The 20,737-nt window shown below is 64.9% G+C and carries 23 protein-coding genes; 8 read left to right on the plus strand and 15 right to left on the minus strand.

Annotated elements, in window-relative coordinates; genetic code table 11:
- Positions 1-90 precede the first annotated feature (90 nt).
- Positions 91-1,131, plus strand: a complete 1,041-nt coding sequence (locus KU884_RS07935; protein ID WP_167782148.1) for a GTP-binding protein — start codon at positions 91-93, stop codon at positions 1,129-1,131.
- 277 nt (positions 1,132-1,408) lie between these two features.
- Here KU884_RS07935 and fadJ read toward each other — a convergent pair whose 3' ends face one another.
- Both fadJ and fadI read right to left on the minus strand, forming a co-directional pair.
- Positions 1,409-3,577 carry a fatty acid oxidation complex subunit alpha FadJ gene (fadJ, locus tag KU884_RS07940; protein WP_217351446.1) on the minus strand — a complete coding sequence of 723 codons (2,169 nt, stop codon included), beginning with the start codon at positions 3,575-3,577 and terminating at the stop codon, positions 1,409-1,411.
- Positions 3,577-4,893 (minus strand): acetyl-CoA C-acyltransferase FadI, encoded by a 1,317-nt coding sequence (fadI, locus tag KU884_RS07945; protein ID WP_254432210.1) that lies wholly within the window; start codon positions 4,891-4,893, stop codon positions 3,577-3,579. Before fadI ends, fadJ begins: the two co-directional genes overlap by 1 nt.
- A 133-nt stretch (positions 4,894-5,026) precedes the next feature.
- Here fadI and KU884_RS07950 point away from each other — a divergent pair, with 133 nt between their 5' ends.
- From KU884_RS07950 to KU884_RS07960, 3 genes are read left to right on the plus strand one after another with little or no spacing between them, the layout of a single operon-like run.
- Positions 5,027-5,710 carry a GntR family transcriptional regulator gene (locus tag KU884_RS07950; protein WP_167782150.1) on the plus strand — a complete coding sequence of 228 codons (684 nt, stop codon included), beginning with the start codon at positions 5,027-5,029 and terminating at the stop codon, positions 5,708-5,710.
- Between the two features lie 35 nt (positions 5,711-5,745).
- A complete protein-coding gene (locus tag KU884_RS07955) occupies positions 5,746-6,609 on the plus strand; it encodes a DMT family transporter (RefSeq protein WP_217351447.1) in 864 nt (287 codons plus the stop codon).
- 18 nt (positions 6,610-6,627) lie between these two features.
- Positions 6,628-7,053, plus strand: coding sequence for a PAS domain-containing protein (locus KU884_RS07960; protein ID WP_167782151.1), 426 nt, complete (start codon positions 6,628-6,630; stop codon positions 7,051-7,053).
- A 61-nt stretch (positions 7,054-7,114) separates the two neighbouring features.
- Here the strand turns inward: KU884_RS07960 and cynS are convergent, their stop codons facing one another.
- The 8 genes from cynS to KU884_RS08000 all read right to left on the minus strand — a co-directional run bounded on the left by cynS (position 7,115) and on the right by KU884_RS08000 (position 13,425).
- Positions 7,115-7,558: a cyanase gene (gene cynS / locus KU884_RS07965; RefSeq protein ID WP_167782152.1), complete on the minus strand. Its 444-nt coding sequence runs from the start codon at positions 7,556-7,558 to the stop codon at positions 7,115-7,117.
- Positions 7,559-7,588: 30 nt separating this feature from the next.
- The gene (locus tag KU884_RS07970) at positions 7,589-8,455 is read right to left on the minus strand and encodes an ABC transporter ATP-binding protein (protein ID WP_167782153.1); all 867 of its coding nucleotides are present in this window, start codon (positions 8,453-8,455) and stop codon (positions 7,589-7,591) included.
- Between the two features lie 10 nt (positions 8,456-8,465).
- Positions 8,466-9,305 carry a nitrate ABC transporter permease gene (gene ntrB, locus KU884_RS07975; RefSeq protein ID WP_174813720.1) on the minus strand — a complete coding sequence of 280 codons (840 nt, stop codon included), beginning with the start codon at positions 9,303-9,305 and terminating at the stop codon, positions 8,466-8,468.
- Between the two features lie 3 nt (positions 9,306-9,308).
- Entirely contained in the window at positions 9,309-10,730 is a 1,422-nt protein-coding gene (locus tag KU884_RS07980; RefSeq protein WP_167782154.1) for a CmpA/NrtA family ABC transporter substrate-binding protein, read from the minus strand.
- A gap of 307 nt (positions 10,731-11,037) precedes the next feature.
- Complete coding sequence (locus tag KU884_RS07985; RefSeq protein ID WP_167782155.1) at positions 11,038-11,613, minus strand: ANTAR domain-containing response regulator; 576 nt, start codon at positions 11,611-11,613, stop codon at positions 11,038-11,040.
- Between the two features lie 143 nt (positions 11,614-11,756).
- Complete coding sequence (crcB, locus tag KU884_RS07990) at positions 11,757-12,158, minus strand: fluoride efflux transporter CrcB (protein WP_167782156.1); 402 nt, start codon at positions 12,156-12,158, stop codon at positions 11,757-11,759.
- Positions 12,155-12,550, minus strand: coding sequence for a fluoride efflux transporter CrcB (gene crcB, locus KU884_RS07995; protein WP_254432211.1), 396 nt, complete (start codon positions 12,548-12,550; stop codon positions 12,155-12,157). The genes crcB (KU884_RS07990) and crcB (KU884_RS07995) overlap by 4 nt, the downstream gene beginning before the upstream one ends.
- A 17-nt stretch (positions 12,551-12,567) precedes the next feature.
- Positions 12,568-13,425, minus strand: coding sequence for an undecaprenyl-diphosphate phosphatase (locus KU884_RS08000; protein WP_167782158.1), 858 nt, complete (start codon positions 13,423-13,425; stop codon positions 12,568-12,570).
- Between the two features lie 266 nt (positions 13,426-13,691).
- Between KU884_RS08000 and KU884_RS08005 the strand changes: the two genes are divergently transcribed.
- On the plus strand, positions 13,692-14,162 hold the full coding sequence (locus tag KU884_RS08005) for a hypothetical protein (RefSeq protein WP_167782159.1): 471 nt from the start codon (positions 13,692-13,694) through the stop codon (positions 14,160-14,162).
- A 160-nt stretch (positions 14,163-14,322) separates the two neighbouring features.
- Positions 14,323-15,285, plus strand: a complete 963-nt coding sequence (locus KU884_RS08010) for a metallophosphoesterase (RefSeq protein WP_167782160.1) — start codon at positions 14,323-14,325, stop codon at positions 15,283-15,285.
- A 7-nt stretch (positions 15,286-15,292) separates the two neighbouring features.
- Here KU884_RS08010 and KU884_RS08015 read toward each other — a convergent pair whose 3' ends face one another.
- Genes KU884_RS08015 through KU884_RS08025 form a run of 3 tightly spaced genes read right to left on the minus strand, consistent with a single transcriptional unit; the run spans position 15,293 to position 17,044 of the window.
- The gene (locus tag KU884_RS08015) at positions 15,293-15,775 is read right to left on the minus strand and encodes a CDP-archaeol synthase (protein ID WP_167782161.1); all 483 of its coding nucleotides are present in this window, start codon (positions 15,773-15,775) and stop codon (positions 15,293-15,295) included.
- A complete protein-coding gene (locus tag KU884_RS08020; protein ID WP_217351448.1) occupies positions 15,772-16,257 on the minus strand; it encodes a cupin domain-containing protein in 486 nt (161 codons plus the stop codon). The genes KU884_RS08015 and KU884_RS08020 overlap by 4 nt, the downstream gene beginning before the upstream one ends.
- A 31-nt stretch (positions 16,258-16,288) precedes the next feature.
- Positions 16,289-17,044, minus strand: coding sequence for an NUDIX domain-containing protein (locus KU884_RS08025; protein WP_167782162.1), 756 nt, complete (start codon positions 17,042-17,044; stop codon positions 16,289-16,291).
- 210 nt (positions 17,045-17,254) lie between these two features.
- On the opposite strand from KU884_RS08025, the gene KU884_RS08030 reads away from it, so the two are divergent.
- A complete protein-coding gene (locus KU884_RS08030) occupies positions 17,255-17,662 on the plus strand; it encodes a PA2779 family protein (RefSeq protein ID WP_254432212.1) in 408 nt (135 codons plus the stop codon).
- Between the two features lie 56 nt (positions 17,663-17,718).
- Positions 17,719-18,492, plus strand: a complete 774-nt coding sequence (locus KU884_RS08035; protein ID WP_167782164.1) for a helix-turn-helix domain-containing protein — start codon at positions 17,719-17,721, stop codon at positions 18,490-18,492.
- Here the strand turns inward: KU884_RS08035 and KU884_RS08040 are convergent.
- Both KU884_RS08040 and KU884_RS08045 read right to left on the minus strand, forming a co-directional pair.
- A complete protein-coding gene (locus KU884_RS08040) occupies positions 18,462-19,439 on the minus strand; it encodes a hypothetical protein (protein ID WP_167782165.1) in 978 nt (325 codons plus the stop codon). The two genes, KU884_RS08035 and KU884_RS08040, sit on opposite strands and share 31 nt — an antisense overlap.
- Positions 19,440-19,462: 23 nt before the next feature.
- Positions 19,463-20,659: a lytic murein transglycosylase gene (locus KU884_RS08045; protein WP_167782166.1), complete on the minus strand. Its 1,197-nt coding sequence runs from the start codon at positions 20,657-20,659 to the stop codon at positions 19,463-19,465.
- Positions 20,660-20,737 lie beyond the last annotated feature (78 nt).

Consider the following 20,737-nt stretch of genomic DNA (forward strand, 5'->3'; position numbering starts at 1 on the left):
TCTCCGGCTTCCTGTTGCAATTTGTTATAGTGTAACGCGTTATCACCCTGTCCACAGCCCCGCGGGCTTCCAGATTGACGGATGAACTGCATGTCACGCCAACGTATCACGGACGTTCCGACCAACCTGATCACCGGCTTCCTCGGCGTGGGCAAGACCACGGCGGTGCGGGCATTGCTGAACGGGGCGCCGGCGAACGAGCGCTGGGCCGTGCTGGTGAACGAGTTCGGCCAGATCGGCGTTGACGCCGCGGCTGTTGCACCGGAACACGGTGAGCCCGTAATCCGGGAACTGCCCGGGGGCTGCCTGTGCTGCACCATGGGGGCACCCCTGCAGGTTACCCTGACGCGGCTGCTGCGCGAAGCACTGCCGGACCGGCTGCTGATCGAGCCCACCGGCGTGGGGCACCCGGCGCGGGTGCTGGATACGCTGCGTGGCGAGGGGCTGGCAGAGGCGCTGGACGTCCGCGCCACCGTCTGCCTGGTGGATCCGCGCCGCCTGGATGATGAGTGGGTGACGAGTGACAGTACCTTCCAGGATCAGGTGGAAATGGCGGATGTCCTGGTGGGCAACAAGCAGGACCTCTGCGACGAGGCCGCCCTGCAGCGATTCCGGGACTGGGGAGCGACGCTTTACCCGTCCAAGGCGGTGGTGGCGACCACCGAGAACGGTGCACTGGATCCCGAGTGGCTGGATGTCCAGGCCGGTTCCGGCCGTGTGGCCCGCCACCCCGAGGCCCATCATGATCACGGCCACGTGCATGGTCATGTCCACGGCGCCGAGGACACCGGGGAGCCGCGACCGGGGCTGCCGGTGCGCGTCCGCGACCAGGGGCAGGGCCTGGATGCCTGTGGCTGGCGCTTTCACCCCGGCGACGTTTTCGACGCGGATCGTTTGGCCGAGGTTCTGCGTGGGATTCATCCGTCCCAGCGGGTCAAGGGTGTGTTCCGGTGTGACGACGGCTGGTTGCTGTTCGATCGTGCCGAGGGGGCGTTGAGCGTGCGGCTCTGCGCCTGGCGTACGGACAGCCGCGTGGAGTGCATTGCCGGTGCAGGGGCGGCGCCGGACTGGGAACAGGTGGAGCAGGACCTGCTTGCAGCCCGCCTGGAACAGACGTCCCGCACCGCGTAGGAGCGGCGCAAGCCGCGACCATTGCAGAGCACCCGGCGCCGAAACGAACCCAGGCGCCACACCGTCAAGCATCCTCGGCCGCTGATCGGGTGCTCCGGTCACGGACCGTCACTGGCCATGGATGGCCAGTGCCGAGCGTACACGGATGTATTCACAGCGTGTCCGTGACCGGAGTACCCGATCGGCGGCCCCGGATCAAAGGCACCTGAAGAGCCTGCGCTGATGCTCTGCAATGGTCGCGGCTTGCTCCGCTCCTACGGTGAGGATGCGGCGCGACTCAGTCCGTGTGGAACGTCTCGCCGTTGGACGCCATGCGCTCCAGGATGGGTGCCGGCGCGAACCGCTCGCCGTGCTTGCCCTGGAGTTCCCGCAGGCGCTCCACCGTTTCCTTGATGCCGCGGGCGTCCATGTAGCGGAACGGGCCGCCGCGGAAGGGCGGAAAACCGATGCCGAAGACGGCACCGATGTCACCGTCGCGCAGGGTGCGGATCACCCCCTCGTCCCAGCAGCGGGCCGCCTCGTTGACCATCAGCAGCAGGGTGCGGTCGATGATGTCGTCCGCCGGGGCCTGGTTGCTCGGGTCGACGCCCAGCAACGAATAGACGCTCTCATCCACCTCCTTGTCGCCGCCCTTTTTCTTCTTGCCGCCGTACTTGTAGAAGCCTTTCTCGCTCTTCTTGCCGTAGCGGCCGTCCTCGATCATCCGGTTCGCCTCCGCCACGGGCTTCATGCGGTCACCGAAGGCCTCGTGGAGGATCGGGGCGACCTTGGCCGTGACGTCCAGGCCCACCTCGTCCAGCAGCGCGAACGGCCCCACCGGGAAGCCGAAGTTGAGCATGGTCTCGTCGATGCGATCGATGGGCACGCCCTCGCTGAGCATGTGGCAGGCCTCGTTGATGTAGGGTGCCAGGATGCGGTTGACGTAGAAGCCGGCCCCGTCCTTGACCACGATCACCGTCTTGCCCTGCTTGCGGCCGACGTCGACCGTGGTGGCGATCACCTCCGGATCGGTGTGCTCGGTGGCGATCACCTCCAGCAGGGGCATCTTCTCCACCGGGGAGAAGTAATGCATGCCGATGACGTTGTGCGGGCGCTCGGCCCCTTCGGCAATGCGGGTGATGGGGATCGACGACGTATTGGTGGCGAAAATGGTCCGTTCACCGCCGTGGGTTTCCACGTCCCGGACCATGCGGTGCTTGAGGTCCAGATCCTCGAAGACCGCCTCGATGGCCATGTCGATGCCGTTGAAGCCGCTGTAGTCCAGCGTGGGTGTGACCCGGTTGAGCTGCACGTCGGCTTCGAAGGGCGTCAGGCTGCGGCGTTTGACCTTTGCCTGGATCTCGCCGTTGATGTGCTGCATGCCCTTGTTCAGGCCTTCCACTCTGACGTCCTTGAGCCGCACGGGCAGTTCGGCCTTGTTGGTGATGACGAAGGCAATGCCGGCACCCATGAGCCCGGCGCCGAGTACGGCGACGCGACGGACCGGGCGCGGTTCAACGTCGGCCTCCGTACCGGTGTCCTTCTTCATCGCCGTGGTAGCGAAATAGATGCTCATGAGCTGACGCGCCTGGGGCGTCATGGCAAGTTCACCGAAGCGCTTTGCCTCCAGCTCCAGGCCCTTCTCCACGCCTTGGTGAATGCCGGCCTCGACGCATTCGATGATCCGGGGCAGGGCGGGGTAATTGCCGCGCGTGCGCTTCTGCGCCTGCTTGCGGGCCTGGTCGAAGACGATGCGTCGGCCGATGGGGTTGCCTTCCAGCAGCGTGTCCATCCAGCTCCGACGTCGCTTGTTGCCGCGCTGTTTCTCTTGGAGCTCCTTGACCCGCTTCACCGCGGCATCCTCCAGGATGGGAGCCGGAACCACGTCATCCACCAGGCCCATGCGCCGGGCCTTGGCCGGGACGATCTGCTTGCCGGTGAGCGCCATGTCCAGCGCCGCCTGGATGCCCACCTGACGCGGCAGGCGCTGCGTCCCGCCGCTGCCCGGGAGAAGGCCGAGCATGACTTCCGGCACACCGAGGGCGGTCTTGTTGCTGTCGGTGCACACCCGGCCGTGGCAGGCCAGGGCGAGTTCCAGGCCGCCACCCAGGCAGCTGCCGTCGATGGCGGCCACCACGGGCACCCGGAAGTTGGCGATGCGGTCCATGAAGGCCTGGCCGGCGCGAGAGAGTTCGGTGACCTCGGCGGCACTGGTGCAGCTGCGGAGCATGTCGATATCGGCACCGGCGATGAACGAGCCGGGCTTGCCGCTGATAAAGATCACGCCCTTGAGGCCGTCATCCTTGTCCAGGGTATCGGCGCACTGAACCGCCTCTTCCATGAGCGCCCGGTTGAGTACGTTCTGGCTCTCCCCGGGAAGGTCGATGGTGACCACGGCGATGCCGTCGTCGCGCCGGTTGATGGAGAAGATGGTCATGTTATTGGTTTCCGCCGTTGCCGTTGCCATTACGCTACCTCCAGAACCATTGCCGCACCCAGGCCGCCGGCCGCGCAGGCAGTGGTCAGCGCGAGCCCGCCGCCGCGGCGCCGCAGTTCGTTGAGGGTCTGGGTGATCATGCGGCCGCCGGTAGCAGCGAAGGGGTGGCCGTAGGCGATGGAACCGCCGAGCACGTTGAAGCGGTCCCAGTCGATTTCACCGATGGCCTCGTCCCGGCCCAGGACGTCGCGGGCGAAGTGCCGTGACGGCCAGTTCTTGATGTTGGCCAGCGTCTGCGCCGCGAAGGCTTCGTGGACGTCCACCAGATCCATGTCCCGCAGGGTCAGGCCGGCGCGGTCCAGGGCCATGGGCGTGACATAGGACGGCCCCATGAGAGCGTCGTTGAATGGATCAATGGCGGCGAACGCCGACGCGCGGATGAAGCCCAGGGGTTCATAGCCCAGTTCCCGGGCACGGCTCTCCTTCATCAGCACCAGGGTACTGGCACCGTCGGTGAGCGGCGTACTGTTGGCTGGCGTGACCGTGCCGTGCTTGCGGTCGAAGGCCGGCCGCAGCTGTGCGAGCTTCTCCAGGCTGGAGTCGCCGCGCACGTTATTGTCCCGCTGCAGCGGCTCACCGCTATAGGGCGGGATGAACGCGGTCATGACCTCGTCGTCGAGCTTGCCGTCGTCCCAGGCGCGTGCCGCCAGCTGGTGGGAGCGCAGGGTGAATTCATCCTGCTCCTGGCGGGTGATGCCGTGATTCTTGGCCATCTGCTCGGCAATCTCGCCCATGCCGAGATTGGTGGAGTAGTCCTTGACCGCCGGCGGGTTGGGTGCCAGATCTCGCGGCCGGATGCCTTTGAACAGCTTCAGCTTTTCACCCAGCGTCTTTGCCTTGGTGGTACGGATCAGGGCCCTGGACAGCTTTTTGCCGAACTGGATCGGTAGCACCGAAGTAGAGTCCGCGCCGCCGGCCATGCCGACCTCGATCTCGCCCAGGCGGATGGCGTTGGCGATGTCGGCGGTGGACTGGAAACTGGTGGCGCAGGCGCGGGAGACGCTGTATGCGTCTGTTTTCGGGCTCATGCCGGAGCCCAGTAACACCTCCCGCGCCGGGTTGGGTGCTTCCGGCATCACGCCCACCTGGCCGTAGACGAAGCGCTCCACCAGGGCGGGGTCCAGGTCCAGGCGCGCCAGCAACTCGGTGGTCACCATGGTGCCCAACTGAATGGCGTTCAGATCCCGGAATGCCGTGAGCTGACGGGCGAACGGGGTGCGCAGGCCGGCGACAACCGCGACACGGTCTCCGGGCTGCGCCGCTTGGCTCTTGTTCTGCTTGGCCACGATTGCCTCCTGGCTCGGTCGTGATTCACTGTTTTGTGTCAACAATTCTCCATCAAGAACAATAATTGTCAACATAAGTAGGTGTGGGGTTAGAATTGTTGACACTTATTGGTATGTCGAGGCTGACAGGTCCATGACTGTGGAAGCGGTGGGACACGGTGACGGGGGTGAAGCCAACCTTTCGGTGACTCTGGCCGGGAGTCTGGGTGAGCGCATCATCCGCGGCGAGTTGGCACCGGGGACGCGTCTTCTGGAAGTGCAGCTGGCCCGTGAACTCGGTGTCAGCCGAGGCCCGTTACGGGAGGCGTTGCGGGTGCTCGAGCGGCAGCGGCTGGTCCGCATTCTGCCGCGCCGGGGTGCCATGGTGACGCAACTCGGTTCGGATGAAGTGCGTTGCCTGTATCAGGTGGTCACGCCGCTGTTCCAGACCCTGGCTCGCAGTGTGGCCGAGCGCTGGTCACCGGAGAGCCTCCCGGGGCTCTACACGGTGGTGGAGCAGATGGTTGCCTGCGCCGAGCGCGGTGATGCAGAGGCCTACTTCGAGTACAATTTCGCCTTCGCCCGGGCGTGTTCGCCCATTGTTGCCAACCCGTTGCTGCAGGAACTGCTGGCGGACCTGGAACCGGGGCTGCGGCGGGTGCTGTACCTGTCACGTCGTCACCGTGCGGCCGCCGTGGACCAGCACCTGATGGTCATGCGCCGCCTGATGCGGGCAGTCATGGATCGTGAGGCCGATCATGCCGCCGCGGCCATTGCTGACCTGGGTGCTCTGGAACTGCAACTGGCTCTGGCCAGCTTTCCTCCGGAGTCACGCTAGAAAGTTGCGGCCTCAACAGCCTGCCAAGGAGGCTCGTGCGCCTGGAAATCCGTCATCTCACCCTGATCCAGCTCCACCTGGGCATTCTGCTTCTGGGTGGTACGGCCCTGTTCTCCAGGATCATTCCCCTGCCGGCGCTGGATATCACCGTTTGGCGCAGCCTGTTTGCGGCGCTGGCCATCACCCTGTTGCTGCTGGCGACCCGCTCACGGATCCGCCTGGCGACGGGCCGTGAGTATCTGCTGGTTGTCGGGCTTGGTCTGCTGTTCGCCGTGCATTGGGCGACCTACTTCCATGCCATGCAGGTCTCCAGCGTGGCGGTAGGGATCGTGGCGCTGTTCACGTTTCCCGTGATTACCGTCTTCCTCGAGCCATTCTTTCACGGCCAGCGTGTCCGTGGCGCGGACCTGCTGGGTGCCGCCGCCGTGGTTGTGGGGGTCTATCTGATGGTGCCGGAATTCTCCCTGGACAATACCGTGACTCAGGGGGTGCTCTGGGGGCTGCTGTCGGCGTTGATGTACGCCCTGCGCAATGTGATTCAGCGCCACCATTTCTACCGCTATCCGGGCAAAGTGGCCATGTTCTACCAGGTCCTGGTGGTGCTGGCGGTGACGGCACCCTTTCTCTCGCCGGCCTCGTTCCACGGAGAGGTGGATGTCTGGCTTCTTCTGGTGCTGCTGGGCGTGGTGTTCACGGCGCTGCCGCACACCCTGTTTGCCAATGCCCTGAGGCATCACAGCGCGGTCTCAGTGAGCCTGATCAACTGTCTGCAGGTGGTCTATGCAACGGTGCTCGCCGCCCTCGTCTTGTCGGAATTGCCCGGCTCCAGCACAATCACGGGCGGAGCACTGATTGTCGCCGCGGCGGCGTTTGAATCAGTGCGCTCGGCCAAGCGGTAATACAGGCGCCTTTTTGACATGAACGATCTGGAAACCATCCCCGCGGAACTGCTGCGAAAGCTGGTCGATGCCTCCAACGATGGCATTGTCATCGCGGAGCAGGAGGGCGAGGACAACGTGCTGATCTACGTCAATCCCGCTTTCGAGCGGTTGACTGGATTCAGTGCCGAGGAAATCCTCTATCAGGACTGCCGCTTTCTGCAGGCCGACGACCGGGATCAGGAGGCGCTGGACGAGATCCGTGCCGCCATCCGCGACGGACGGGCCAGTCGTCAGATCCTGCGGAACTATCGCAAGGACGGTTCCATGTTCTGGAATGAGCTCAGCATCACGCCGGTCTACAACGATCGCGACCAGCTCACTTACTACATCGGTATCCAGAAGGACGTCACGGTGCAGAAGGAACTTGAGCAGCGCCTGGCTGCGATGGAAGACGGGGATTAGGCCATAAGACTAGCGCGGCGCGGCACATCGCGTGCCGCACCGGCTGCAGTTCCTCAAGGGGCTACCAGCGCTTGTAGGGCAGGAACTTGCCGTTCAGCGTCAGGACCACGCGGTCACCCTTCGGATCCTCCTGCTTGTCCACGTCCATGGTGAAGTCGATGGCGCTCATGATGCCGTCGCCGAACTTCTCCTGGATCACTTCCTTGAGGGTCTCGCCGTAGACCATGACCACCTCATTGAGGCGGTAGACCAGCGGGTCGGTGACCATGGTTTCGTAGCGCTGACCCTTGTTGGGATACGCCTGCAGTGCCTGCGTTGTGTCGTCGGACAGGTCCAGGGCGCTGGCCAGCGCTTTGGCCTGGTCGGCCAACAGGCTGTTCTCGCCCAGGCAGGCGGAGCAGATGAATACCGGCGACATGCCGGTGGCCTCACCCAGCTGCTCCCAGCTCAGGCCCTTACGGCGCTTGGCTTCGAGAATGGTTTCACGCATGGCGTGCTTGTCCATGATGCTCTCCTTTGTCGTGTGGGTTGCGAATCAGCCGTTGGCGACGGCCTTCGGCTGGACCGTTGCGGTTTCCTGGTCGCCTTCGCTGCTGGCAACGTACTCGCCCTGCAGCTCCTTGGAGCGACGGACGAGGAAGTCCACCAGGTGGTTGCGGGTTTCGTAGTAGCCGTCCTGGCGGACCAGCGTCTCGCGCTTGCGCGGTCGCGGAATCGGAACTTCCACCGCTTCCGCCACCTGGGCGTGGGGGCCGTTGGTCATGAGCAGGATGCGGTCCGAGAGCAGAATCGCCTCGTCCACGTCGTGGGTGATCATGAACACGGTCTGCTTGGTCTTTGTACAGATCTTCAGCAGTTCGTCCTGGATGCTGCCGCGGGTCAGGGCGTCCAGGGCTCCGAAGGGCTCGTCCATGAGCAGCATCTTCGGCTCGATTGCAAACGCGCGGGCGATGCCCACCCGCTGTTTCATGCCGCCCGAGAGCTCTGAAGGGCGCTTGTGCTCCGAGCCCTTGAGGCCCACCAGCTCGATGTACTTCATGGCGTGCTCGCGGACTGCTTCCTTGGACCAGCCCGGCCACTTGGATTTGACGGCGAAAGTTACATTGGACAGGGCCGATTTCCACGGCAGCAGACTGTGGTTCTGGAAGATGACACCGCGGTCCAGACTGGTGCCCTGGACTTCCTTGCCATCCATGAACACGTAGCCGTCGGTGGACTCGTCCAGCCCCGCCATGACGTTGAGGATGGTGGATTTGCCGCAGCCGGAATGGCCGATGACACAGACGAACTCGCCCTTGTCGATGCCGAAGTTGACGTTCTCGAACACCGTCAGCGGCTCCTGGCCACGGGGCCCCGGGAACGCCTTTTTCAGGTTTTCCACGTACAGGAAGGGTTTGGTCATGATCTCTACCTCAGGTGTCGTACTGGACCATGCGTGTGGCCGCCGCGAGGATGCTGTCCAGAATCATCCCGACAACGCCGATCATCAGGATCGAGAAGATGACGGCGGTGATATCCAGGTTGTTCCACTCGTTCCAGATGTAGTAGCCGATGCCGCTGCCGCCCACGAGCATCTCCGCAGCAACGATGACCAGCCACGAGATGCCGATGGCGATGCGCATGCCCGTGAGAATGGTCGGTGCCGCTGCCGGGAGAATCACGGCAAAGGCCGTTTTCAGCGATGAGAGCTCCAGGGTTCTGGCGACGTTGCGCAGATCCTTCGACACCCCGGCGACACCGAAGGCGGTATTCAACAACACCGGCCAGATGGAGCAGATGAAGATCACGAAGATCGACGACGCCCCGGAGTCCCGGATCAGGAACAGCGCCAGAGGCATCCAGGCCAGCGGCGAAATGGGCCGCAGAATCTGGATGTACGGGTTGAGGGCCTTGTACATGATCGGCGACATGCCGATGAGAAAGCCCAGCGGGATCGCCACCAGCAGCGCCATGGAGTAACCCGCGAACACGCGGCCTACGGAATGGGCCAGCTGAACGCCGATGCCCATGTCGTTACTGCCGGCCACGTAGAACGGGTCACTGAGCTCCGTGATGGCGTGGCTGATGATCGCCGACGGCGCCGGGATGCGGGAACCACCGCCACTGCCCCCGGTGAGCTGCTCGTACTCGCTCAGTTCCTGATCGCCCATGGGCACGATGGCCCCTTCAATGCTCCATTCCCAGGCACCAAGGAGAACGATGAGAAGGGCGACGCTGAGCAGCGCCGCCTTGAGATTTTCGCTGGTCAGCATGGATCAGGACCTCCGGATCTCGAAGCTGTCCACATAGGCTTCCGGCTCTTCGGGATCGAAGTCCTTGCCCATGATGGTGTGAGACTTGTAGGTCACATCCGGCGCCTCGTAACCGAGTTCGCGCATGATCTTGCCGCAGTCGGTGGCCAGGTAGACGTCTTCAGCAACGCCCTTGTAATCAACATCGCCGTCGATGTAGCCCCAGCGCTTCATCTGCGTGAGGATCCAGACACCCATGGAGTGCCAGGGGAAGGGATCGAAATCGATGCGGTCCGGCTCGTTCTTCACCTCGCCGAGACCGTCCGCATAGCGACCGGTGAGCACCTGTTCCACCACCGAGGTGGGCTGGTTGAGATAGTTGCGCCCCGAGATCGCCTCCGCGATTTCCGCCCGGTTGTCGTGGTTCGACGAGTAGTGGGTGGCATCCACGATGGCCTTGAACAGGGCGCCGAAGCTGTTGGGCGCCTCTTCCGCGAACTGCCGACTGGTGCTGAACGCGCAGCACGGGTGGCCGTCCCAGATCTCCTTGGTGAGCATGTGAATGAAGCCCACCTCGTCCCAGACCGCGCGCTGGTTGAAGGGGTCCGGCGCCAGGTACCCGTCCACGTTGCCCGCCTGCAGGTTGGCGACCATCTCGGGTGGCGGCAGCACGCGGATGGAGATGTCGTTGTCCGGATCCAGGCCATGCTCGGCCACGTAGTAGCGCAGCAGGAAGTTGTGCATGGAGTACTCGAAGGGCACGGCAAAGGTGAAGCCCTTCCAGTCCTTGGGGTCGCGCTTGTCCTTGTGGTCCATGCGCAGGGTGATCGCCTGGCCGTTGATGTTCTCCACGGCCGGCATCAGGAAGGGCATGGAACTGGAGCCGGCACCCATGGTGATGGCCAGCGGCATGGGCGTGAGCATGTGCGCGGCGTCATGTTCCATGTTCATGGAGTTGTCGCGTACCACCGCCCAGCCGGCTTCCCGGCGGACGTCCACGTTCAGCCCGTAGCGCTCATAGAAGCCCATGGGGTGGGCCATAATGATGGGCGTGGCGCAGGTGATGGGAATGAAACCGATACTGAGGTCCTTCTTCTCGGGTTCACCCAGATCATCCTTGAGCATAGCCTTGGCCGCTTCCAGCGGGAACATGGAGCCGAGAGCGGCGGCGAACGTGCCGGTGCCCATCATCTTCAGCACCTGCCGGCGACTGGGGTCATGATGGGCAAACAGGGCCCGCACCACCGCGCTCTCGATGAGCCGGTCCATCAGCTTTTCGCGGTCATCGGGGACATCGGTGGCCGCGTGCTGATGGGCATGGGTGGGGTCGCCCTTGGCCTCGTCGGCGGCCGTGGTCGCCGGCTGGCAGCTCGTGCAGGAGCAGCCGGCGCCGTGGCGCAGATCGGTGTCGGGGTCGAAAGGATTACCCAGGGATTTGAAGCTCATGGTCTCGCCCTCTTTGCTGCAAACAAAAAGGGGTGCCCCATCGCTTGTGCGATGGACGGCACCCCTGCCTGGTGGTCGGTGGCGTTGCCGGTACATCCCGCCATTGGGAGTCGCTCGGGGCGACGACCGGTTCTGCCGCTGTCGTGAGTGGGATAGCAAACCCCATGCCAGGACTTTCGTATCCTGGCGTTCAGGGGTTTACGGTTGCCTCGCGAGATTGGAGGTTCAGATCATGCACTGCCATGGTGCGGCGTGCCTGGATTTGGTGCGCGTCTGGTGTCCGTTAACCCGAGTGCGATGCAAAACACTAGGCACGGCCCCGGGTGCGCAGGAAGGCCTGGGCGATCTCGCTGATGGCCCGGCTCTTCTCCATGGCGGTCTTGCGCAGCAGGTGATAGGCCTGGTTCTCGCTCAGGCCATCCTGCTCCATGAGCAGGCACTTGGCCTGTTCCATGATGCGCTGGTTCTCCAGCCGCGCCCGGGTGTCGGATAGCTCGTTACGCAGCTTTTCGAACTCGTGGAACTGGTTGATGGCGACATTGATGATGGACTGCACGCCACTGGCCGACAGACCACCGACGACATAGGGGCTGATGCCCGCCCGCGTGGCCTCGCTCATCAGCTCCGGGTCGTTGTGTTCGGTGAGCAGAACCACCGGGCGCGGGTAGCGGCGGGTGCGCGCGCTGAGGCCCTCGAGAATGTCACGCTTGCCAGAGCCCGCTTCGATGATCACGACATCAGGCTCGATCTCCTTGACCTGCTGATACAGATCCTCGTGGGGAGCGATGGTGGCGACAACGCGGTAGCCGGAATCGTTCAGGGCCTCGCGCAACCACTCGGCTCGATCGCTGGACTCATCAATCAGCATCACTGTGGTCGTCATGGGCATGCTCCAGGGTGTTCAACCCGCTGCTTGGTGGCTTGTCACTGCACGGTAACGACATTGCAAGCCTCGTGCCTTGCGGAGATGCCCGTATGGCGGTGGTGGTGCTGGCATCCGTGCGCCAGCGTGGTGCAGAGGATGGGTCAGGGGCGGGGGCCATGGTTCATGCGCGAGCCGAGGGCAAAGCCGACCCAGACGGCGCCCAGACAAACGATCAGGGTGCCGGCAATGTTCGCCATGGCGAGGGGCAACGCGCCTGCCTGGAGCAGGGCCAGGGTTTCCAGGCTGAACACCGAGAACGTGGTGAAGCCGCCGCAGACACCGCCCATGAGAAACAGCCTGCGATTCTCGCCCAGGGGCAGGCGGCACTCCGCGACCGTGAGTGCGGCGAGCCAGCCGATGATCAGTGAACCCAGGACGTTGACGGTCAGGGTGTCCCAAGGGAAGCCGGCCCCGGCGATGGCGAAAGCATCGCTGGTGGCCTGGCGCAGGACTGCGCCCAGGGCGCTGCCCAGGGTCACCGCCATGGCACCGCTGGCGGTCATGCTGTGACCCCCGTGGTCACGAGGCTGAGAGCGAGACCGTGGCCAGCCGCCACTGCCAGCAGACAGCCGGTCACCGAGAGCAATACATAGAGTGCCGCGCGCCCGGCATGCCCGGACTGCATCAGGGTCAGAGCCTGCAGGCTGAAGGAAGACACCGTGGTGTAGCTGCCGCAGACGCCGATCAGCAGGGCGGCCGACGCGGTAGTGTTCAGTGTTCCCGCTTGTGCAAAGGCCGCTGCCAGGGCGCCGGCCACGAGTGCGCCGGAGATGTTAACCAGTAGCGTCCCCCAGGGAAACCGGCCTGTATGTCGACGGTCCACCAGGGAACCCAGCAGGTAGCGCAGTGCGCCGCCGACGGCCCCGCCGGTTGCAATGGCCAGGTATGTCGTCACTATTGCCACCGCGCCGCTCAATGAGTAATGGGGATGACGCCGAAGGCGACAAGTAAGGCCAGGAGCCAGAGGTACCAGGAGAAGATCCGCAGCTTGGCACGGTACAGCAGCCGTACCACCAGCATCAGCGCGAACGTGCCCACCACTGCGGCGACCACCAGTCCCACCGTCATTTCCATCCAGCCCAGCCGGGTCGCACCGCCGGCTGCCTGCAACTCCAGGAAGTGCACCAGGGTTGCCGCCAGGATGGTGGGGATGGCCAGGAAAAAGCTGTATTCCGCTGCCCAGCGCCGCTTCAGCCCGAACAGCAGAGATGCGGCAATGGTGATGCCGCTGCGGCTGATGCCGGGGATCAGCGACAGGCCCTGAGCGATGCCGATCCCCACGGCGGTTGTCGGGCGGATGTCGCGCAGGCCCTTGGGCCGCGGCGGCAGACGATCGGTGATCCACAGCAGGACACCGGTAATGGCCAGGGTGCCGGCAATCATCCCGGGCCGCGCGAACACGGCCTCGAAGAACAGCTTGAAGGTGATGCCGATGATGCCGGTGGCCAGCACGGAGAGGGCGCACAGCAGGGCCAGCCGAATGGTCAGCGGCACCGGGCGGAGTTCGCGGGTCATGCGGGCCAGGCCAATGAAGCCGTCGCGGATAAGGCGGAAGAGGCTGCGGTGAAAGACGACCACGATGGAGATCAGTGTGCCCACGTGAACCACCAGGTCGAACAGGATCATCTCCGCACTGTCCGGCGCTGGCAGGTCGGCGCCGCCGGCGATCAGCCAGTGCTGCGTGAGCACCAGATGGGCGGTGGAACTCACGGGAAGAAACATGAATGCCCCCTGGACGATGCCCAGGAGCACGACAATGTATAGGGCCATCAAGCCATCCTCTGGTTGATCGGCAGGCGCCGGATCGGACAGCGGTGAGCCTACCGGAGCACGGTCAAAGGAGAAAGGTCATTGCTGCACGGAGGGCTCCTGCGGGCATTGGCCTGGCCGCCGCTGGAGACCTTGAAAAAGGTGACTTTCGTCACAATAAAAATATAGTAACGTCATTGTTTTACGGGATGGTGCAGCGTAACATTTGCAGCCTTGATCGAGGCTGGTTCAGCGCCGTGTTCGTGCGTGCAGGGGAGTGTGCAGTCGTGGAGCGTAATGCATTGGTTTACCGTCGCGGGCGGCTGCAGCTCCCGCGTGATATCGTCGGTTGGACACCGGACGAAGTGGGGCGGTGGCTCTCGCTGCTTCCGCCTGCTGATCGTGTGCAGGCTTTCCGGGCGTTGCCTTTTGCTCAGGGCGTTGCCGGTTTCCTGGCCATGGAGCCTCAGGATCGGGCTGGGCTGCTCAGTCGCCTTAATCGTAACAACCGTAATCGCCTGATGGGCCTGGCAGGGACCGATGTGCTGGCGGCAACCCTGCTCCAGCTCCGTCCCGAAGCACGCACCCTGCTCCTCGAGGATGTGCCGCCGAGCCGTCGCGCAGCCGTGGATCAGCGTATGGATACCCTGGCAAGCCAGGGGCAGGCGGATGCGGTAACCACGCCCCCGCGCAGCTCGTGGCGCACTGCGCTGGCCCGGCTTGCCGGGGGCGCGCGCCGTCGCAAGCCTGCAGCTTGATCTCCGGTAACTGGGCGTTGATCGCCTGATCATTCGGGGCGGGCGCTGGGCGGTGATGAACGCGGCTCGTGCTAAGGTGCCTGGCAGCAGAATCGGGCTCGGGCCATGGCCCCTCCTCAGCGGCCGTGGTCCGGGCAATCAGGCACTGGCGGGGGCAGGGATGGAGTACGACGACGAAGCGCTGCGTCGCTATCTGGACGGGCGCTTGCAACAGTGGTATCTGGATGCGCGCCTGGAGCGCGAGCCGCCAGGCGGCGAGCCGGTGTTCGATTCGGCCACCTGGGCTTTTCATCCCGAGAACCTGCGAATCGCGCGGGCCGGCCTGCGTCTGGCGTTGCGTGCTGGCGGACTGTACCGCCGAGGGCAACGCAATGCGCGCACTCTGCGTGTGCGCCACCACGATCTGGCCCTGCCGGGGCTGTCCGATGCCATGAGCGGGTTCCGACTGCTGCAAATCAGTGATCTGCACGTGGATGTGGATCCGGAATTCGGCCCGGCTCTGGCAGAGCAACTGCGGCACCTGTCCTGGGATGCATGCGTGATCACGGGTGACTTCCGTTACCGCACCAATGGTGATTTCACGCCGGCCCTGAGTGGTTTCGAGCACATCAGTCGCGTGCTGCAGGGGCCGGTGTACGCCATCCTCGGCAACCACGACAGTATCCGCATGGTGCCCCATCTCGAGGGGCTCGGCACACGGGTTCTCATGAATGAGGGCGTCCATCTTGGTGACGATCACGGACGCGGCGTGTGGCTGGCGGGCGTGGATGATCCCCACTTCTATCGTCAGCATGACATTCCGCGCGCCCTGGCCGATCGGCCTGAAGACTGGCCGGCGCTTCTGCTGGCCCATTCGCCGGAAGCGTACCGGGAAGCTGCATCGGCGGGCGCCGACGCAATGCTTTGCGGTCATACCCACGGTGGCCAGATCCGGCTCCCCGGGGGCGTGCCGCTGGTGACCAACGCCGATTGCCCAAGGGAGTTCACCAGTGGTGCCTGGCGCTGGCAGACGCTGCAGGGCTATACCTCCGTGGGTGCCGGTTCGTCAGTACTGGACGTGCGCTACAACTGCCCGGCCGAGGTGGTGCTCCACCGCCTGGTGCCGCGACCGCCTGCCGATTGAGCGCAGCTCAGTGAGGCTGCCCCCGGATGCCTGCCTGGAACAGCAGCCAAGACAGGGGAGGGCCCAGCACAATGAACAGCGCCGCTGCGAGGAATGCGCTCCGGGGCGCAATGCCGGCCAGCGGAATCAGGGCGACCAGCGGGAGTAACGCCTCCGGCGCCTGGTCCAGCCCCAGGAATCGGCTGCTCGGCGCCAGAGCCAGGCGGCGCTTTGCGAAACTCGACAGGAGGTCCCCCGCCATGGCCAGCAGCCCGGCCAGGGCACAGGCAACGACCGGCAGACCAATGATCAGCCCTGTCAGAGCCGCTGCTGTCACCGCTGCGGCAATGCCGCGGAAGGACTTGGACTCTCCGAACAGCCGCTGGCCATCGGCGAGGCGGTAGCCGCAGTCCACCGGCAATGCCGGGCGCCGACCCATGACCAGACTGAGCAGCACCGGCGCCGCATTGGCGGCGGTGATCACCAGTAGCACCTGCAGCGCCGCAATCACAGCAGCGCCTTCAGGTGAGGTGCGTGGTCGTCCAGCCAGCCCTGGGCGTCGGGACGGTCACGCAGCAACTCGAAGCCGTGGAAGGCGAAGCCCGGACCCACGGCGCAGGCAACCAGCGTCCACCCGCCGTGTGCCTCCGCGGCCTGCCAGTCGCCTGCCGGAATGACATGGACGGCAGATGCAGTGCCGTATGGCCCCAGAGGCAGGCGCTCCACGGCGCCGTCGGCGCACGCGCGCCAGAGAATCAAACCGTCGCCGGCGATGTAATGCCAGATCTCGTCGCCGTCCACACGGTGCCAGGCACTGAAGCCACCCTGTGGCAGCAGGTAGTGGATCAGCGTCACGCCCGGGCGCTGCTCACCTTCCGGCCGCGTGACGGGAACCGTGCCGGTATGAATCCGGCGGTACCAGCCGCCTTCGGGGTGTGGTTCCAGGGCGAGTTCGGTGATCAGGTGTTGCGCTTCGCGGGGTATGTTGCTCACGAAGTGTCCATTTGGTCGTGGGATTGCCGGACTAGTGTGCCGGATCGGGAAAGCGTTGTTCCATCAGCCCATGACCCGGAATGCCGCTGCCTGCGTTGCCGTCGACAGCCCTGAGCTCGGTCACCACGTCCTCCGCGGAGGGGAATGGGCGCAGGCGCTCCAGCGTGTCCCAGGTCGGGGTCATCAGATCCATGGTGCCGCCAGCCCGTGCCGCCAGGGCCGCATCCGGCGTGACCCAGCACTGTTCCACCGTCTCCTCGCCGCAGCAACGCGCTTGCTGGCCCGGGGGGGTGATCGCCAGGAAGAACCGGGTATCGAAGCGTTTGGGGGCGTAGGCCGGGGTGACCCAATGGCTCGCATACAGCATCTGGTTACCGAAGACTGTCAGCGACTCCCGTTCGCACACGTCGCGCAGGCTCACTTCCTGGCGCCGCAGCGCTTCCCGGTAATCAGTGAAGCGCTGGCGAACTGCCGGCTGGCGGAAATCCAGCGGCGTACCGTCAGCCCGGTGCGCCAGCAGGATGCCGGCTTCCTCGAAGCATTCACGGATCGCGGCATGGCGGTAGGCAAGCCCGCCGCCGGAGACCCCCAGCTCGGCGCTGGCAGTGGCGTCGTCCAGGGGGCAGGGCACTCCCTGGTCGGTGGCGTCCACGGCGCCTCCCGGGAAAACAAAGGCACCGGGGCCGAAGCGGGTGCGTGCATTGCGCTTGAGCAGCAGTACCTCCACCCCCGTCTGCCCGTTGCGCAGCAGGATCACGGTTGCAGCTGGTCGTGGCTGGACGGCCATTGGCGTTTCGCACCCGAATGCGTGTCGTGGCGGCTGTCACGAGACAGCGACAGTTCGCCGCCACCGTGACTCGTCATGCAGACTAGAATACCCGTTTTGTGCACATGGTTGCATTGCGTCGACGGGACAGGAATAGTTGCGGCGTCGGTTGCGCTGCCATCCGGCGTGCCTGGCAACGCAGTTCATTCCATCAGCGAGGACGGTATGGTTATGACCCGCATGTGTTATCGCGCTTTCGTGGCAATGCTCGCCAGCGTCTTTGTCGCCATGTCGATATGGTTACCGGCGGCGCAGGCCGGGATGATCGGGACCGATGCGGTTGCCGGCGCCGACGAAGTCGAAGTGCAGCGCGACGAGATCCTGATGCTGCTCGAGCGCGAAGAGGTGCGCGAACAACTGGTGGCCTGGGGCGTGGATCCCGCCGATGCCGAGGCGCGGGTCGAAGCGCTGACTCCGGCGGAGCTCCAGGCTCTCAGTGAGCGCATGGAGGAAGATCCCGCGGGGGCCGGTGTCGGCTCCATCGTCGGCGCTGCGCTCATTATCTTCCTCGTGCTGCTGATTACCGATATTCTCGGTTATACCAGCGTGTTCCCGTTCGTGGATCGAACGGCGCAGTAATCGGTCCGGGGCATCACGCCGATAACCGGTGCGATGCCAGGCCGGCGGAGGGTTCCATGGAATCGGCTCAGCTGTTCATCGGCTATGACTGGACGCTGTTCACCGGCCGGGTCGATGCCGTGGACAAGCACCGGAATCCGGCCCACAGCATGGTGCTTGGCGTCGATGGTCCGTTTGTCATGGCTGGGCAGGACGCCAGGCTCACGCGCAGTCTGTGGGCCTTCCCGGGGGCAGAGATACCGGCGCTGAATTACGAGGGCACACGCATTGGATATCTTCTCCTCGGGCCGCATCACCCGGTTGCCCGGCATGCCTGGCATCTAGGCGACGGGCCGTTGCTCACCGATGCTTTCCCGGCGGTCCTGGCGGCGGAGTTGCCGGACATCATGGCCCGGGCGGCCGCGGGTGATGTGGTGCCGGAGCGCGTACTGCAACGCCTTGACGACCACCTTCCAGGCCAGCAGGCACCGCCGCTGGACCCACGTATCCGCCGCGCGATCCACGTCTTGCTGGAAGAGCCGAAACCGCCGCTGGATCAGGATCGCCTGGCCCGCACCGTCGGCCTGTCCCCCAGCCGCCTGGGGCATCTTTTCCGGGAGGAGATCGGCGTCTCCATCGGTCGTTACCGGCTGTGGACGCGGATACAGCGGCTCGCCATGGCCATCGGAGCCAGTGGAAGCATCACCGAGGCGGCGCAGTCGGCCGGTTTTCGTGATCCGGGTCAGCTCGCCAGGGATTTCCGGCGCCTGTTCGGCCTCAAGCCCTCCGCTGTTATCCGTAACGCCCAGCCGGTGGCGATTCACCCGCTCTTCGAGGGGGCTGACGCCTGAGTGTCCGGGATCCATTGGGGCACCAGGTGGGCGTACAGAGCCAGTGCAGCAAATTCCATGGCCGCGCCGATCAGGATCGCCGCGGCAGCCAGTGCCGGCTCCGGCAGAAGCAATGCGAATGGTAAGGCCACCAGCGCATTGCGCGCCGTCAGGCTGAAGATCAGTGTGCGGGTGGCAACCGGGCTGAGGCGGGCGGCGCGACCGGCAATCCAGCCGAGTGCCGGTGTCAGCAGCAGGAACACACCGAATCCGAGTAGCGGCCATGCCAGCAAGGTCCCGTGACCGATCCACTCCCGCCCGTGGGTCGCGGAGAGCAGGAAGATCAGAGCGACTCCCAATGGAGTGCTGAGCCGCGGTGCAGACCGGTTCAACGACCGCAGTGCCGGGAAGGCGTCGCTCAGGCGGTCCAGTATCATCGCGAGGGCCATGGGCGCGAGCACCAGAGCTGCGAGAACGACCACCACCCTGTCCAGTGCGAAGGCGGCGGGAACGGTCGCTGGCGCCATGGCCAACAGCCACGCCGGTACCAGGACCAGCTGACCGGCAAGAAGCACCGGTGTGGCCAGGGATGCCTGGTGGACGCTGCCACGGCCCAGGTGCGTGAAAGTTACGACCCAGTACGTGGACGGCGCCAGCAGCACCAGTAGCAGGCTCAGTTGCAGCGTCGGATTCGGCGGCAGGGGCAGCAGGAGTAACGCGACCAGCAGCGGCAGGGTCACCGCCTGCATCAGGGCCATGGTGCGCAGGAACCGGCGGCCGTCGTCGGCAACCTGCACGTCCCGCCAGTGGATCCGCGCACACATGGTGAACATCAGCAGCGCGATCAGGGGCCAGGTCGCGGCTTCGAAACGTGCCGCCTGTTGCGGCAGCAGCAGACTGATGGCCGTGCCACCGGCTAGAGCCGCTGCCGTCGTACCGCAGTATTGCCGGACCGTTGCCACGTCCATGTCATTGCCCTGTCATCGACGCTTCAACTTTCGCCGCTGGCCTCGCGCAGCGCTTCCAGCAGTCCGTGGTTCGGGTGACCGTCCGCAGGCTGGCCGACGTCCTGCTGGAAAGAGCGGATCGCTGCCCGTGTTTTCGGCCCGGGCAACCCGTCGGGTTCGCCGCTGTCGTGCCCCAGGGCGTTGAGCCGCTCCTGGATCTCCTCGACCTGATCGATGCTGAGCGCCTCTTCTTCCCAGTCCGCCTGCAACCTGCCCAGGCCGGCAATACGGTCCGCCAGGTGGCCAACGGCGATGGCGTAGGATACGGAACGGTTCCAGCGCATGATCACGCGGAAGTTGTCATAGACCAGGAAGGCGGGGCCATCGTGACCGGCCGGGAGAACGATGCTGCCTTCCATGTCCGCCTGCGGCAGCGGATTGCCCGCTGCGGTGCGCACGCCGTGTCCGGCCCACTCGGCCAGCGGCTTGCGCGTATCCATGGAAGCAAGACCGTAGTCGAAACCATCGGGCAGTTGGACCTCACGCCCCCAGCGCTGGCCCGGCTGCCAGCCAATGTCCCGCAGGTAGTTGCCCGCAGAGCCGAAGGCGTCCTCCAGGCTGTTCCAGACATCGGTGCGACCGGAACCATCGTAGTCCACGGCATGGGCCGTGAATGTCGACGGCATGAACTGCATGTGGCCCATGGCGCCGGCCCAGGAGCCGCGCATGTCCTCGGCGGTCATGTCGCCGGCGTCCACGATGCGCAGGGCGTTCAGGAACTCGCTGGTGAAGAAACGGGAACGCCGCTCGTCACAGGCCAGTGTTGCCAGCGCATCCAGCACCGGTACCCGGCCGAAATAGCTGCCGAAATTGGTTTCCATTCCCCAGAAGGCGAGCACATAAGCAGGCGGGACGCCAAAGTCCCCATGCACTCGGGCGAGGAGATCCTCGTGCTCCTCGAGCAGTTCGCGACCGCGTTCCACGCGACCGCGGGTGACGCGCTGATCCAGATAGTCCTGAAAGGTCTGCACGAACTCCGGCTGACTGCGGTCGAGTTCAATGATCCGTTCGCGATGTTCCACGCCGGCGATGGCCGCCATGGCCGAGGAGGAGGTGATGCCCGCATCGCGGGCCTCCGCTTCCAGGCGATCACGACAGGCATCGAAGCTGGCTTCGGCCGCGCCGGTGGCTATCAGCAGGACGGCGGGGAAGAAGGAACCAAAAGTGCGGGGGTACGCCATGGGCGCCTGTCTCCGAAATGAAAGTGGTGTATTTCTTGCTGCTCACCTGTTCGTGGACCGGCTTCGCGGCCCGGTGTT

This window comes from Aquisalimonas sp. 2447, from assembly GCF_012044895.1.
In the GTDB taxonomy this organism is placed as follows: domain Bacteria; phylum Pseudomonadota; class Gammaproteobacteria; order Nitrococcales; family Aquisalimonadaceae; genus Aquisalimonas.

What these genes read in the sequence shown, in the direction of transcription:
- KU884_RS07935 (WP_167782148.1), top strand. Translation starts at nt 91, where the DNA reads ATGTCACGCCAACGTATCACGGACGTTCCGACCAACCTGATCACCGGC.
- fadJ (WP_217351446.1), bottom strand. Translation starts at nt 3,577, where the DNA reads ATGGCAACGGCAACGGCGGAAACCAATAACATGACCATCTTCTCCATC.
- KU884_RS07950 (WP_167782150.1), top strand. Translation starts at nt 5,027, where the DNA reads ATGACTGTGGAAGCGGTGGGACACGGTGACGGGGGTGAAGCCAACCTT.
- KU884_RS07960 (WP_167782151.1), top strand. Translation starts at nt 6,628, where the DNA reads ATGAACGATCTGGAAACCATCCCCGCGGAACTGCTGCGAAAGCTGGTC.
- cynS (WP_167782152.1), bottom strand. Translation starts at nt 7,558, where the DNA reads ATGGACAAGCACGCCATGCGTGAAACCATTCTCGAAGCCAAGCGCCGT.
- KU884_RS07970 (WP_167782153.1), bottom strand. Translation starts at nt 8,455, where the DNA reads ATGACCAAACCCTTCCTGTACGTGGAAAACCTGAAAAAGGCGTTCCCG.
- ntrB (WP_174813720.1), bottom strand. Translation starts at nt 9,305, where the DNA reads ATGCTGACCAGCGAAAATCTCAAGGCGGCGCTGCTCAGCGTCGCCCTT.
- KU884_RS07980 (WP_167782154.1), bottom strand. Translation starts at nt 10,730, where the DNA reads ATGAGCTTCAAATCCCTGGGTAATCCTTTCGACCCCGACACCGATCTG.
- KU884_RS07985 (WP_167782155.1), bottom strand. Translation starts at nt 11,613, where the DNA reads ATGACGACCACAGTGATGCTGATTGATGAGTCCAGCGATCGAGCCGAG.
- crcB (WP_167782156.1), bottom strand. Translation starts at nt 12,158, where the DNA reads ATGACCGCCAGCGGTGCCATGGCGGTGACCCTGGGCAGCGCCCTGGGC.
- KU884_RS08000 (WP_167782158.1), bottom strand. Translation starts at nt 13,425, where the DNA reads ATGGCCCTATACATTGTCGTGCTCCTGGGCATCGTCCAGGGGGCATTC.
- KU884_RS08010 (WP_167782160.1), top strand. Translation starts at nt 14,323, where the DNA reads ATGGAGTACGACGACGAAGCGCTGCGTCGCTATCTGGACGGGCGCTTG.
- KU884_RS08025 (WP_167782162.1), bottom strand. Translation starts at nt 17,044, where the DNA reads ATGGCCGTCCAGCCACGACCAGCTGCAACCGTGATCCTGCTGCGCAAC.
- KU884_RS08030 (WP_254432212.1), top strand. Translation starts at nt 17,255, where the DNA reads ATGACCCGCATGTGTTATCGCGCTTTCGTGGCAATGCTCGCCAGCGTC.
- KU884_RS08035 (WP_167782164.1), top strand. Translation starts at nt 17,719, where the DNA reads ATGGAATCGGCTCAGCTGTTCATCGGCTATGACTGGACGCTGTTCACC.
- KU884_RS08040 (WP_167782165.1), bottom strand. Translation starts at nt 19,439, where the DNA reads ATGGACGTGGCAACGGTCCGGCAATACTGCGGTACGACGGCAGCGGCT.
- KU884_RS08045 (WP_167782166.1), bottom strand. Translation starts at nt 20,659, where the DNA reads ATGGCGTACCCCCGCACTTTTGGTTCCTTCTTCCCCGCCGTCCTGCTG.